This is a genomic window from Rhizobium sp. PL01 (genome assembly GCF_033447125.1).
In the GTDB taxonomy this organism is placed as follows: domain Bacteria; phylum Pseudomonadota; class Alphaproteobacteria; order Rhizobiales; family Rhizobiaceae; genus Pararhizobium.
This window is the reverse complement of sequence record NZ_JAWQUM010000005.1, coordinates 242396-255556: the sequence shown is the minus strand read 5'-3', so window position 1 is coordinate 255556 and position 13161 is coordinate 242396. Positions and strand designations below refer to the sequence as shown.

12 protein-coding genes are annotated in these 13161 nt (G+C 58.4%); 11 read left to right on the top strand and 1 reads right to left on the bottom strand.

Features of this window, described 5'->3' with window-relative positions:
* The first annotated feature begins 119 nt into the window (after positions 1-119).
* The 11 genes from R6X40_RS14450 to R6X40_RS14400 all read left to right on the top strand — a co-directional run bounded on the left by R6X40_RS14450 (position 120) and on the right by R6X40_RS14400 (position 11710).
* Positions 120-893 carry an ABC transporter ATP-binding protein gene (locus R6X40_RS14450; RefSeq protein ID WP_318414489.1) on the top strand — a complete coding sequence of 258 codons (774 nt, stop codon included), beginning with the start codon at positions 120-122 and terminating at the stop codon, positions 891-893.
* A 35-nt stretch (positions 894-928) separates the two neighbouring features.
* Entirely contained in the window at positions 929-1711 is a 783-nt protein-coding gene (locus tag R6X40_RS14445; protein WP_318414488.1) for a transporter substrate-binding domain-containing protein, read from the top strand.
* A gap of 204 nt (positions 1712-1915) precedes the next feature.
* On the top strand, positions 1916-2644 hold the full coding sequence (locus tag R6X40_RS14440) for an ABC transporter permease subunit (protein WP_318414487.1): 729 nt from the start codon (positions 1916-1918) through the stop codon (positions 2642-2644).
* Between the two features lie 35 nt (positions 2645-2679).
* Complete coding sequence (locus R6X40_RS14435; RefSeq protein WP_318414651.1) at positions 2680-3480, top strand: ABC transporter permease; 801 nt, start codon at positions 2680-2682, stop codon at positions 3478-3480.
* A gap of 1 nt (position 3481) precedes the next feature.
* Positions 3482-4651 (top strand): M20 aminoacylase family protein, encoded by a 1170-nt coding sequence (locus R6X40_RS14430; RefSeq protein WP_318414486.1) that lies wholly within the window; start codon positions 3482-3484, stop codon positions 4649-4651.
* A 539-nt stretch (positions 4652-5190) separates the two neighbouring features.
* Positions 5191-6609 carry a cytochrome ubiquinol oxidase subunit I gene (locus R6X40_RS14425; RefSeq protein WP_318414485.1) on the top strand — a complete coding sequence of 473 codons (1419 nt, stop codon included), beginning with the start codon at positions 5191-5193 and terminating at the stop codon, positions 6607-6609.
* Positions 6599-7603: a cytochrome d ubiquinol oxidase subunit II gene (cydB, locus tag R6X40_RS14420; RefSeq protein ID WP_318414484.1), complete on the top strand. Its 1005-nt coding sequence runs from the start codon at positions 6599-6601 to the stop codon at positions 7601-7603. The genes R6X40_RS14425 and cydB overlap by 11 nt, the downstream gene beginning before the upstream one ends.
* 327 nt (positions 7604-7930) lie before the next feature.
* Positions 7931-9028, top strand: coding sequence for a hypothetical protein (locus R6X40_RS14415; RefSeq protein WP_318414483.1), 1098 nt, complete (start codon positions 7931-7933; stop codon positions 9026-9028).
* A gap of 57 nt (positions 9029-9085) precedes the next feature.
* Positions 9086-9931, top strand: coding sequence for an NAD(P)-dependent oxidoreductase (locus R6X40_RS14410; RefSeq protein WP_318414482.1), 846 nt, complete (start codon positions 9086-9088; stop codon positions 9929-9931).
* Positions 9928-10995, top strand: coding sequence for a class I SAM-dependent methyltransferase (locus tag R6X40_RS14405; protein ID WP_318414481.1), 1068 nt, complete (start codon positions 9928-9930; stop codon positions 10993-10995). The genes R6X40_RS14410 and R6X40_RS14405 overlap by 4 nt, the downstream gene beginning before the upstream one ends.
* 28 nt (positions 10996-11023) lie before the next feature.
* A complete protein-coding gene (locus R6X40_RS14400; RefSeq protein ID WP_318414480.1) occupies positions 11024-11710 on the top strand; it encodes a cephalosporin hydroxylase family protein in 687 nt (228 codons plus the stop codon).
* Between the two features lie 82 nt (positions 11711-11792).
* On the opposite strand, the gene R6X40_RS14395 is transcribed toward R6X40_RS14400, so the two are convergent.
* Positions 11793-13007: a glycosyltransferase gene (locus tag R6X40_RS14395; RefSeq protein ID WP_318414479.1), complete on the bottom strand. Its 1215-nt coding sequence runs from the start codon at positions 13005-13007 to the stop codon at positions 11793-11795.
* Between the last annotated feature and the right edge of the window lie 154 nt (positions 13008-13161).

Genomic DNA, 13161 nt, shown 5'->3' with positions numbered 1-13161 from the left:
GTGCCACGATGCGTTTCATGGAACAGCGTGACAGGCAAAAATGCCGCACGACAGACAAGCAGGGGAACTGTTTTCATGCGTTCAGATTTGGCGACCTGTCTCGACAGGACAGACTTTTCATGACGAAACCAGCCCAGGCGATTGCGGTTACAAACCTCCACAAACGTTTCGGGCCGCTCGAAGTGCTCAAGGGCGTTTCACTGGCCGCGAATGAAGGCGACGTGATTGCCATCATCGGCGGCAGCGGTTCGGGCAAATCAACCTTCCTGCGCTGTATCAACATGCTGGAATTGCCGACCTCCGGTACGGTCACGGTGCATGGCGAAACGATCGCCATGAAGAAAGACGGTCACGGCGGCCTGATGCCCTCGGATCGCAAACAGGTGCAGCGCCTGCGCACCCAGCTCGGCATGGTGTTTCAGAGCTTCAATCTCTGGCAGCACATGACCATTCTCCAGAACGTCATCGAAGTTCCGATCCATGTTCTCGGCAAATCCAAGGATGAGGCCACGGCCATCGGCGAAGCGCTTCTGCACCGCGTCGGTCTGTTCGAGAAACGGGATGCCTATCCCGCCTTCCTGTCCGGCGGCCAGCAGCAACGCGCGGCGATTGCCCGGGCCTTGGCGATCCAGCCGCTGGTCATGCTGTTCGACGAGCCGACATCGGCGCTCGACCCCCAACTGGTCGGTGAAGTGCTGACGGTCATCGGCGACCTTGCCAAGGAAAAGCGGACGATGATCCTCGTCACCCACGAGATGAAGTTTGCGCGCAACGTCGCCAACCACATCGTCTTTCTGGCCGATGGCGTGATTGACGAGCAGGGCACGCCGGACGAGATTTTTGGCAACCCAAAGTCCGAACGCCTGAAGAAATTCATCAGCTCCATTCACTAAAACTAAAAACCACGAAAAGCAAAAAAGGGAACAGCATGAAAAAGACGCTCAAAACCATCGCTTTGTCACTCGCTCTCGGCATTGCCGCCGCCGGTGCCGTTGCGGCCGAGCCCCTGAAGGTCGGCTTCGCGGCCGAGCCCTATCCGCCATTCACGTCGCCGGACGCCTCGGGCAACTGGGAAGGCTGGGAAGTGGAGTTCCAGAAGGCCATCTGCGCCGAAGCCAAGCTTGAGTGCGTGATCACGCCGGTCGCCTGGGATGGCATCATTCCAGCGCTGACCTCGAAGAAGATCGACATGATCATCGGCTCGATGTCGATCACCGAGGAGCGCCTGAAAACCATCGATTTCTCCGACAAGTATTACAACACCCCGACCGGCGTCATCGGCCCGAAGAGCGAAACCTTCGAAGCCACGCCGGAAGGCCTGAAGGGCAAGACCATCGGCGTGCAGGTATCGACCATCCATCAGGTCTATGCCAACAAGTATTTCGGTGAAAACGGCGCGACCGTCAAGGAATACCAGACTCAGGATGAAGCCAATAACGACCTCGCAGCCGGCCGTCTGGACGCTGTACAGGCCGATTCGATTGCGCTGGGTGCTTTCCTGAAGAGCGACCAGGGCAAAGAATGCTGCGACCTGAAGGGCATGGTCAAGGATGATCCGGCCATTCTGGGCGCCGGCGTCGGCATCGGCATCCGCAAGGGTGAGGACGAACTGAAGGGCAAGCTGAACGCCGCCATCAAGGCGATCCGCGCCAACGGCACCTACGACACGTTCTCGAAGAAGTATTTCGACTTCGACGTTTACGGCCAGTGATGGTCCTGCGCCGGCGGAGGGTTCCCCCCTCTGTCGGCGACGCCGACATCTCCCCCTCAAGGGGGGAAATTGATCGAATCTCTTGCGCCTCCCTGAAACAGGAGCCGATGCGGGAAAAGAATGATCTCCCCCTTGAGGGGGAGATGTCACGCAGTGACAGAGGGGGTGATGCGGCAGATGCAGAACCCCTGATAAAGAGGACCCATGGCCGATCCTGTATCCTTCATAAACTGGAGCCTTCTGGCACTTGAACCGCCCGGCTGGGGTGGGGTGCTGTTGCGCGGCCTGATGAATTCAATCGAGATCGCCATCGGCGGTTATGCCTTCGGTCTGATGCTTGGCGTCGGCGGCGCATGCGGCAAGCTCTATGGCGGCCCGATCACCCGTGACCTGATGGAATGCTACACGACGATCGTGCGCGCCGTACCGGAACTGGTTCTGATCCTGCTTCTTTATTATGCGGGCACCGATGCGCTCAATTACGTCCTTGGCCTCGTCGGCATCGGTCAGGTTGATATCAGCGGATTGGTCGCCGGTATCTTTGTCATCGGCGTCGTGCAGGGCGCCTATACGACCGAGGTGCTGCGCGGCGCGATCAAGGCGGTGCCAGCCGGGCAGATCGAGGCAGCGCGCGCCTACGGCATGTCGCCCTATAAGGTGATGACACGGGTGACCCTGCCTGCCATGCTGCCCTATGCTATTCCCGGACTTTCCAATCTCTGGCTGATTGCCACCAAGGATACGGCCCTGCTTGCCGTCGTCGGCTTCTCCGAACTGACGCTGGTCACCCGCCAGGCGGCGGGATCCACCAAGGCCTATCTGCTGTTCTTCTGTGCCGCCGGCGTGCTCTACCTGATGCTGACGCTTGTCTCGGATATCATCATCAGGATCATCGAGCGCCGAGCCCGGCGCGGTTTCGTGGAGCAGTCATGAGCGAGACGCCCACCACCGACATTGTCACCCATGCCATGGCGATCACCCCCGAAGATCTGCCGACGGCCGAAAACTTCTTCAAGCCGCATCGTATCGTTCTGTTGGCGATTGCTGCAGGGCTTGTCTTCAGTATCGTCTGGTTCATGCGCTGGGACTGGCTGCCGCAATATCTGCCGCGCCTCGGTTACGGTATTCTGGTCACGCTTGCGATGCTGTTCAGCACCGCGATCATCGGCTTTCTGCTGGCGGTGCCACTCGGCCTCGTGCAGGTCACCGGCCCCTGGCCGCTCAAGGCACTGGCGAAAGGCTTCTGCACCGTCATTCGCGGCACGCCGCTGCTGCTGCAGCTCTGGCTTCTCTATTACGGCCTCGGCTCGCTGTTTCCGCAGTTTCCGGCCATCCGCCAGTCCTTTCTCTGGCCGTACCTGCGCGAATCCTGGCCCTATGGCGTCGCAGCACTGACCATCTCGTTTGCTGCCTATGAAGGCGAAGTAATGCGCGGCGGCTTTGCCGGCGTTCCGGCTGGCGAAATCGAGGCGGCGCGCGCCTATGGCATGAGCCGCTGGACGCTGTTTCGCCGCATCTGGCTGCCACGCGCCATTCACCGGGCCCTGCCGACGCTCAACGGCGAAACCGTGCTGCAATTGAAGGCGACACCGCTGGTTGCCACCATCACCGTTATCGACGTCTATGCCGTCATCTCCAAAGTGCGGCAGGATACCTACATCACCTACGAACCACTTCTACTGCTGGCGCTTATCTATATGTGCCTGACAGGAATTCTTGTCTTCGCTTTCCGCTATCTTGAAAATCGCATACCAACCCGTGGTGCCTGATATGACTTTGAACGTGAACCTGACCAATTCGATGCCAGAACTGGTGGCCATCCGCCGTGACCTGCATGCCCATCCCGAACTGGGGCTCGAGGAGGTCCGCACCTCCAATTTCGTCGCCACTTGCCTCGAAGGCCTCGGATACACCGTCACCCGCGGGCTGGCGAAGACCGGTCTTGTTGCCACACTGAAAAACGGCACCAGCAACCGCTCGATCGGCATCCGCGCCGATATGGACGCGCTGCCGATCTTCGAGGAAACCGGTCTCGACTACGCCTCCAAGACCCCCGGCCTGATGCACGCCTGCGGCCATGACGGCCACACGACCATGCTTCTCGGTGCGGCTCGTGCGCTTGCCGAACGGAAGAACTTCGACGGCACCGTGCACTTGATCTTCCAGCCTGCTGAAGAGAATTTCGGCGGCGCCAAGATCATGATGGACGAAGGCCTGTTCGAGAAATTTCCTTGCGATGCCGTATTTGCGCTCCACAACGAGCCCGGCCTGCCCTTCGGCCAGTTCGCGCTGCGCGAAGGCCCGATCATGGCCGCCGTCGATGAGGCGAAGATCACCGTTCACGGTCTTGGTGGCCATGGCGCGGAACCGCAGGAAACCGCCGACCCGATCGTCTGCGGTGCCTCGATCGTCATGGCGCTGCAATCGATCGTCTCCCGCAACATCCACCCGATGGACCCGACCGTCATCACCGTCGGCTCGTTCCACAGCGGCTCCGCCAGCAACATCATTCCGGAGCGCGCCGAGATCGTCGTCGGCATCCGCTCGTTCGATCCGAAGGTGCGCGACGAACTGGAGCGCCGCATCCGGCTGATCGCCGAGAACCAGGCAACAAGCTACGGCATGCGGGCAACCGTCGATTATCACCGCAGCTACGACGCCACGATTAACCACAAGGCAGAGACTGATTTCGTCCGCGATCTCGCGGTGCGCTTTGCCGGTGCCGACAAGGTCGTCGATCTCGAGCGAGCCTTCATGGGCAGCGAGGACTTTGCCTATATGTTGAAAGACCGGCCGGGCACCTATTTCTTCCTCGGCTCGAGCGTCACAGGCGAAGAAAAGTCGCTTCACCATCCCGGCTACAATTTCAACGACGACCTGCTGCCGATCGGCGCAGCCTTCTGGACCGAGCTCGCGGAAGCCTATCTCGCCCGGGCGTAATTCTTCCAAAAGAAAAAGCCGCAGGAAGGGACATTCCTGCGGCAAGTCGAGACAGTGTAGGCACGTCCATCGCGAAATGCGATCAGTCGAATGTTCGGGCCTGCACGCGCGGCAAAGCTTTGACCGGCGGTGCAGCCCATCAAGATTGAAACCTGGCAGAGGTACGGTTGGCATCATGCAACACGACCGCCCGGCAGGTTTCGTTCTTCGATAAACCGACCATAGACGGCAGGGTTTGCAGGCCGCTTAAGCCGTTCGCTAAAATTTTATAGATGTCGCGTTTCAGGACGATCCGGCCCAATTCGTTCAATACCCGATGCCGCCAGAGAGCGTCGACGGGCCGGATGCAACTATGCCGCAGGTGAGCGATTGTCGCAGTGTGACATCATGGTTGCAACGATGTCATTGATTTTTCCCACCATTGGCTCAGAATATGATCCCAAGGGTTTGGCGCCAAGCTCATCCACCACGGCCGGGGACAGACGGTGGCGGACAGAGAGGCCAACAGACGGCTGCCAGACCCTCGAAAGGATTGTACCGTGTTCGAGAGTTTTGACGCGACGTTGCTCGCCCGTATCCAGTTTGCCTTCACCGTATCGTTTCACATCATCTTCCCAGCCTTCTCCATCGGCCTCGCGAGTTTTCTCTGCGTGCTGGAGGCGCTCTGGCTGTGGAAGAAGGATCAGGTCTACATGGACCTCTTCAACTTCTGGAAAACGATCTTTGCCGTTGCCTTCGGCATGGGCGTGGTCTCGGGCATTGTCATGTCCTACCAGTTCGGCACCAACTGGAGCGTTTTCTCCGACAAGGCCGGGCCGATCATCGGGCCGCTGATGGGCTATGAGGTCCTGACCGCCTTCTTCCTCGAAGCCGGCTTCCTTGGCGTCATGCTGTTCGGCCTGCACCGCGTCGGCCCGAAGCTGCATTTCCTCGCCACGTTCATGGTCGCCTTCGGCACCCTGATCTCGGCGACCTGGATCCTTGCCGTCAATTCCTGGATGCAGACACCGGCCGGCTTCGCTATCAACGACGTTGGGCAGTTCGTTCCGCTCGACTGGTGGAAAATCGTCTTCAACCCATCCTTCCCCTACCGCCTCGTGCACATGGTTCTGGCCGCCTATCTCACCACAGCCTTTGTCGTCGGTGGCGTCGGCGCCTGGCATCTTCTCAAAAAGACCGCTCCCCGGCGCGCGCGCACCATGTTTTCGATGGCGATGTGGATGGCGACGATCGTCGCGCCGATCCAGATCATGGCCGGCGACTTCCATGGCCTCAACACGCTGGAACACCAGCCGGTCAAGGTGATGGCGATGGAGGGCCATTTCGACAGCCATCCGAACGGGGCGCCACTCATTCTGTTCGGCATTCCGAACACGGCGGAAAAACGCATCGACTATTCGATCGAAATCCCAAAACTCTCCAGCCTGATCCTCAAGCATGATCTCAACGCGCCGCTGGCAGGTCTCGACACCATCCCGGACAATCTGGAACCACCCGTCGCCGTTGTCTTCTGGTCCTTCCGCGTCATGGTCGGCATCGGTTTCGCCATGCTCGGCATCGGCCTGTGGAGCCTTTGGTGTCGGTTCAGGGGCACACTCGATAGCAACGACTGGCTGCATCGGGCAGCGGTCCTGATGGGTCCTGCCGGTTTCGTTGCTGTGCTCGCAGGCTGGATCACCACCGAGGTCGGCCGCCAGCCCTACACGATCTATGGGCAGCTGCTGACCGCCGATTCGATCTCGCCGATCGCAGCCCCCGCTGTCGCTGCCTCGCTGATCGCCTTCATCGTTGTCTATTTCTTCGTCTTCGGCTCCGGCACCTTCTATATCCTGCGGCTGATGAAGCGCCTGCCGCGCGATCCGACACCCGATCTCGACGATGGACCAATCAGAACCTCGGGCATCATGCCTGGACCAGCGACCGGACACATCCATGGGAGCGCACATCATGGTCATTGACCTTCCCTTCATCTGGGCTGCCATTATCGCCTTTGCGGTGCTCGCCTATGTCATCCTCGACGGTTTCGATCTCGGCATCGGCATCCTCTTCCCGTTCTTTCCGGAAAAGCGTGACCGCGATGTGATGATGAACTCCGTCGCCCCGGTTTGGGATGGCAACGAGACCTGGCTGGTGCTCGGCGGCGGTGGCCTGATGGCGGTCTTTCCGCTGGCCTATTCGGTCATCCTGTCCGCCCTCTACGCACCGATCATCGCCATGGTGCTCGGCCTGGTGTTCCGCGGCGTCGCCTTCGAATATCGCTGGCGCACGCGGCGTGGCGAGTTCCTGTGGAACTGGGCTTTTGCCGGCGGCTCGATGGTTGCCGCGTTTGCACAAGGCGTTGCGCTCGGCGCCCTCGTCCAGGGCATCCCGGTGGCCAACCGCGCCTATGCCGGTGCCTGGTGGGATTGGTTGACACCGTTTTCCATCGCCACCGGTTTTGCCATCCTGATCGGCTACGCACTTCTTGGCTCGACCTGGCTGATCATGAAGACGACCGGAGAGCTGGCTGAAAAGGCCCGAAAGATCGCCCTGCGCACCTGCTTTGCCACCATCGCCGCGATGGGTATCGTCAGTCTGTGGACGCCCTTTCTCGAGCCCATCTATCTGGAACGCTGGTTCAAATGGCCGACTGCAATCTTCAGCATCATCGTGCCGATATTGGTGCTCGGCTGTTTTGCGCTGCTGCTCACGGGTATTCGCGCCAAGCGGGATGTCCAGCCGTTTCTGGCTGCACTCGGCCTGTTCGTCCTCGGCTTTGCCGGCATCGGCATCAGCTTCTATCCCTATATGGTGCCGCCATCGGTGACCATCTGGGATGCGGCAGCGCCGGATTCCAGCCTTGCCTTCCTGTTGTGGGGGGCGGCTTTCCTTGTGCCGATCATCCTGATTTACACTGGCTATGCCTACTGGGTGTTCCGCGGAAAGATGGATCCAGAGGAGGGCTATCACTGATGCCAACCGAAAACAGCGTTTCCAAAAAACTCCTGTGGTTCGTCGGTCTCTGGTTTCTGGGCGTACTGACCGTCACCATTATCGGTTTCGCCATCAAACTCTCGCTCGGCGCTTAAGCGCCGGGCAAATCCCCTTCCGCCAGCAAAGCCTCGCTCAAGTTTCCCGCGCTACCTCTAAAGCACACGTCAGCAGGCAATGGCTTCCGCTGAGAGACAGGACCGCACCCTCCTCTACGCAGAAGGTATTTGCCTGCTGATGTGACCAGCTTCCGAAATCGCCGCTCGCGGTGGCGGCCCGGCAGCGACCGCGACACGCACGAGGCAAGCCATGACCAAACTCTCGATCTGCATTCCCGTGGAAACCGCCGCGCAGGACGCCCTGCCGCTGGTGACAACGCTTCTGGAAAACCAAAGCGCGGACTTCGATATCGTCATCGCAAAACCGGCAGATGTCGCGCTCTCAGGCGCCCTTATTGATCTTGCGGCCGGCGCTGAAAACATCACGACGACCGACGCACCCGCAGGCATCGCCCGTCAGCTCCTGTGGCGCCACGCCGTTTCGACCGCCAAGGGCGATTGGGTGACATTGGTCAATCCCGGCGATGTCATCGAAAGCGAACTCGCAACGATGGTTGCCTTTATAGAGCGAACGTCACCAAAGGCGGATGCTTTGGCATGGACTGTGCTGCAGATTGATCCATTGGCGGAGCCTGGCAATTGTAATTCCGTAGCGATCCCGAGCGCTTATCAAATTCAAGACCTGGACAAGACGGCGATGCTGAAAGCCTTCTTCTATTGGGAGGCCAGCCTCAACGTCCCGAAAATGCCATTTGGCGTTCATCATGCGGCGATCCACCGTTCGCTCATCGATACGCTGCTGCAACTTCCGGAACCACAGGACTGGTCAACCCCGACACCGCAATACGAGTGGGCCGCCAAAGTATTGCTGTTTGCAAACGAACTGATCTTTTCTCCGCGCCCAATGTCAGCAATCAGCGTCACCCCTTTTGAGGCTCAAGCCCCTCGGCATCCGTGGAATTTTCCATTCCATTCCGGTCAAGGTCTTGCAGGTGCCGTGGCGGAGACGCAGTTCCATGTGCTGCGCGAACTCGGTAGCCCATGGGAGGGCGGCGGCGAAGCGTTTGTGCGTGCCTTGATGATCGACTGCATGATGGAAACGACGCGCGAAGCCTATGTCAGCAAGGGCAACGTCTACTTCGCAGCTCTGCAGGAATTTGAGGGTGGCAGTCTCAAACCGTTTTTCCGGCCGGAGTTTCAACAGCACCGCCCTAAGGACACGCGCCAGGGCCTGCACGATAACGCTCTTCTGATCGATCGCTTCATTGGCGGAGCGCGGACGCCGCAGGAATTTTATGACATCGCCAAGTCCATATTCACGCCCATCCCGGCTCTTTGCGCCGAATAGAATGGCCACGGAGATGCAGGCGCAATACAGCAGCAACAGGGATGGGGACATTTCGCCATGGTGACGAAAGTCGCCGTGACGGGCGCGACGGGCTACATCGGACAGCATGTTCTCAAGGCATTGAGCAAACGTTCCGCCGACATCGTGGCGCTATCGCGGCACGCAGACCAGCAAGACGGCATTAACCGGATCAGCTGGCGGCAGCTCGACCTGGCAACGCCGCCTGCCAACCCTTACGAAGCCATGGGACACCCCGATGTCCTCATCCACCTTGCATGGGACGGGCTGCCGCAGTACCACTCGCTGCATCACTTCGAGACCGAATTGCCGCGCCAATATACTTTCCTCAAGCGCTCTATCGAGTGTGGTCTACCGGCGCTCTTCTGCGCTGGCACCTGTTTCGAATACGGCATGCAGACCGGTCCTCTCGCTGAAAACGAACCCTGCATGCCATCCAACGCCTATGGCTATGCCAAGCATGCGCTGCAGCAACAACTCGCGTTCCTGCAATGCAAGAGCCCGTTCGCGTTGACCTGGGCTCGGCTATTCTACAGCTATGGGAACGGCCAGGGTACACGCTCGCTGTGGACACAGTTTCATGAGGCGCACCGGCAGGGGAAAACCAGCTTCGACATGTCCGGTGGACAGCAGATACGCGATTTCCTGACTGTCGAAACGATGGCCGAGCGCATCGTCGACCTCGCACTGGGTCCGGGTGGGCACGGCGTTGTCAACCTGTGCTCCGGCGCCCCACAAACCGTTGCCGACCTGGTTCAGGGATGGGCCACGAAACTCGGCTGGGATGTCCGGCTCAACCTCGGCCATTACCCTTACCCCGACTATGAACCAATGGAATTCTGGGGTGACGACACCCTCTTGAGAAAGGCACTCATCGCATCATGACACGCTATCGCGATCTCTATGCCGCCGAAGATTTGCCAATCTTCCAAAACCGCATGTATGCGTCTGAGCACGAAGCCATCCACTGCCCGAAAGGCAACATGCGGCTCGTCGAGGACCTTGAAACCGGATTGCTGTACAATCTGGCCTTCGAACCTGAACAAATGGTCTACGACGAACACTACCAGAACGATCAGACCAGCAGTTCGACATTTCAATCCCATCTCGATGATGTCGCCGGCATTATCGACCGCACGATGAAGTCCGACCTGATGCTGGAAATCGGCTGCGGGAAAGGCCGGTTCATGGATATTCTGGTGGAACGCGGCTTCAACGTCCTCGGTGTCGATCCGACCTACGAAGGCGAAAGCACCCGGGTGATCAAGGCCTATTTCACGAAGGATCTCAATTTACGCGGCGACGGGATTATCTTGCGTCACGTCCTCGAGCACATCCAGAACCCTTATGATTTTCTCTGCATGGTTCGGGATGCCAATGGCGGAAGCGGGAAAATCTACATCGAAGTGCCCTGCTTTGAATGGATCTGCAGGCAAAATGCGTGGTTCGACATCTTCTACGAACATGTGAATTATTTCCGGGAGGCCGATTTCCACCGGATGTTCGGGACGGTCTACGAATCGGGGAAAGTCTTCTCCGGGCAATACATTTACGTCGTGGCAGAACTCTCCAGCCTGCAAGCGCCCGTCTATGACGAAAAGCATGCAGCGGCGTCCACCGCCGGCTTCTTTAACAGCCAGCCGGAATTGCCAGTCCAGGCAGATCCGCAGCAACGCCGGATCGTTTGGGGCGCAGCTTCGAAGGGCGTAATCTTCTCGCTGATGTCAAAACGGCGGGGCCAGGCCGTCGACACGATCATCGACATCAGCCCCGGCAAACAGGGCCGCTATATTCCAGCAACAGGGCTTCGGGTTCATGCCCCGGAGGACGCCCTGCCAACGATTCCGGACGGAAGTATCGTTCACGTCATGAATTCCAACTACATGGCCGAGATCAAGGCGATGTCACAAAACCGCTTTATCTACGCAAGCATCGACAATGTCCGCTGATAGAGCCTCCGCACAAGAAAGCCACCCCATGGACCTGACAACCAGCGCGCAGACATTCCTGGCCGCCTCGATCGAGCCAAGATACTCCTACAATTTCTCATGGCTCGGAAGGCCGATCATCCAGTACCCGCAGGATATCGTTGCCATGCAGCAGATCATCTGGGATACGCAGCCTGATCTCATCATCGAGACAGGTATTGCTCACGGCGGCTCTCTCATCTTTTCCGCAGCGATGCTTGAACTCAATGCGGCCTGCGGCGGAAACCCTGATGCAAGCGTGATCGGCATCGACATCGACATCCGGGAGCACAACAGAACCGCCATCGAAGCTCATCCCATGTTCCGCCGGATCTCGATGATCGAAGGATCGTCCATCGATCCGGCCGTTGTGGAGCAGGTTCGCGCCGCTGCCAAGGACAAGAAGTCCGTGCTGGTGTGCCTCGATTCCAATCACACGCACGATCATGTCCTGGCGGAACTGGAAGCTTACGCCGATCTCGTAACGGTGTCGAACTACTGTGTCGTCTTCGACACCGTCATCGAGGACCTACCGGCAGGCAGTTATCCCGACCGGCCTTGGGACAAGGGCGCCAACCCGAAAACAGCGGTGCATCACTGGCTGAAGTCCCATCCAGAATTCACCATCGACAAGAGCATCGATGAAAAGATCCTGATCTCGGTCGCCCCGGATGGTTATTTGAAACGTATCGCTTGATACGAAAAAAGGCGGCAGATTTTGGATCGGCCGCCTTTTTTAATAACCAAGGCCGGAGTTTACCCGCCCCGCACCAGCGGGCTCAGGCGCTTTTGGCGATAACGGCCTGCTGCGTCAGATGCTCCATCTGCGCCAACGGGGCAATCATGTGCTTGACGATCTGGAAGAGTTCCCCAGGCGTGGTGACACCGGCGATATCCTCATCGATGTAAAGATTTTTATCAATCAGACCGAAGAACATGATGGCTTTGCCTTCAGCCTTGAATTCCGGCTTGAAAGCGTCGAGATGCGCTCCGCCTTCCCACGCTTCGAACGCCGCCTGATAGCCGGCCGCAAAGTAGTCGAAATTCTCCTTGTCACCGCCGCAACTCAAAGCACATGCCCGGGCAAAGTTTTTCTGCCAGCCAGCCGGCGCCTTATAACCGTAGGTAAATTTGAACCATTGCTGGCACATTCCGATGGCTGCAGTGTTCCCAAGGAAGAGCGGGAACGGAAAATTCTTCATATAGGCATCGCCATCGATATTGCGGCCGGTCTCGGACATGAACTGCGCGTGCACTTCCCTGATTTGAGCCGCTGTATGGATGCGGCCGGAATTGCTTTCCGCACAGGATCCCATGATCGAAAACGGTCTCTCGACGTGAACGAAGTTTTGCGCCGTCACCAGAACCTTGCAGGTGTTTTCGAAGTCTACAACCGGATGTTCAAAGAACCGTCCATTGAACTTGGCGCGTATTCTCTTCATCGTCGCCAAGGAAACGGCGCCATGATAGACCGAAAAAAGGCAATTTGGCTGCGAACCTTCGTGAGACCAGTGGAAGAAATCCCGATAGATGACGTCGCGGGGTATGCTGACATAGTAGCTACCCATCGGAACGGAAACGACACATTTGCGGGGCCGGAAATCGGGCCAGTTGTACGTGAGGCGTGACCAGGCGATGGCCTCAACCTTCGGCAAATCGCCCTGAATTTTTTTGATGAGATCAACGACATCCGGGTCGACGTAGTCGTCGTCACCAATCACGCAGACAAATTCGCCGGTGGCGACCTCCAGGCAACGTTCCCAATTATCGACCATCGACAGGACCCGGCCCGCTGGTGGAATGAATTTAACGCGCGGATCGGCAACTACGTCCGCGATGAAATCACTCATGATAGAAGCATCATCGGAGTTGTCGGCAAACACGAACTCGATATCCGTGCGCAGGTTCATCACCAGGCTTGTGATCGTTTCCTGGAAATACCGCTGGCGGTTACGCGATGGCACACAAATCGTCAGTTTCGGCTGGGCGAACATGAAATTTCTCCGTTTGCAACAGACTAGCGGCAAAGGCTTTTGCGAAGCTTGTCCGCGACCCTTTGGCCATCTGCCCGGTTTTCGGCTTTTCAGGAGACGGATGGCTTGATAAGCAGCGTCGCAGGCGGTCTTGCGATGCAAGCAGAGCCGTGAT

Coding starts and splice junctions, on each gene's coding strand:
- R6X40_RS14450 (WP_318414489.1), top strand. CDS start 120: ATGACGAAACCAGCCCAGGCGATTGCGGTTACAAACCTCCACAAACGT.
- R6X40_RS14445 (WP_318414488.1), top strand. CDS start 929: ATGAAAAAGACGCTCAAAACCATCGCTTTGTCACTCGCTCTCGGCATT.
- R6X40_RS14440 (WP_318414487.1), top strand. CDS start 1,916: ATGGCCGATCCTGTATCCTTCATAAACTGGAGCCTTCTGGCACTTGAA.
- R6X40_RS14435 (WP_318414651.1), top strand. CDS start 2,680: ATGGCGATCACCCCCGAAGATCTGCCGACGGCCGAAAACTTCTTCAAG.
- R6X40_RS14430 (WP_318414486.1), top strand. CDS start 3,482: ATGACTTTGAACGTGAACCTGACCAATTCGATGCCAGAACTGGTGGCC.
- cydB (WP_318414484.1), top strand. CDS start 6,599: ATGGTCATTGACCTTCCCTTCATCTGGGCTGCCATTATCGCCTTTGCG.
- R6X40_RS14415 (WP_318414483.1), top strand. CDS start 7,931: ATGACCAAACTCTCGATCTGCATTCCCGTGGAAACCGCCGCGCAGGAC.
- R6X40_RS14410 (WP_318414482.1), top strand. CDS start 9,086: ATGGTGACGAAAGTCGCCGTGACGGGCGCGACGGGCTACATCGGACAG.
- R6X40_RS14405 (WP_318414481.1), top strand. CDS start 9,928: ATGACACGCTATCGCGATCTCTATGCCGCCGAAGATTTGCCAATCTTC.
- R6X40_RS14400 (WP_318414480.1), top strand. CDS start 11,024: ATGGACCTGACAACCAGCGCGCAGACATTCCTGGCCGCCTCGATCGAG.
- R6X40_RS14395 (WP_318414479.1), bottom strand. CDS start 13,007: ATGTTCGCCCAGCCGAAACTGACGATTTGTGTGCCATCGCGTAACCGC.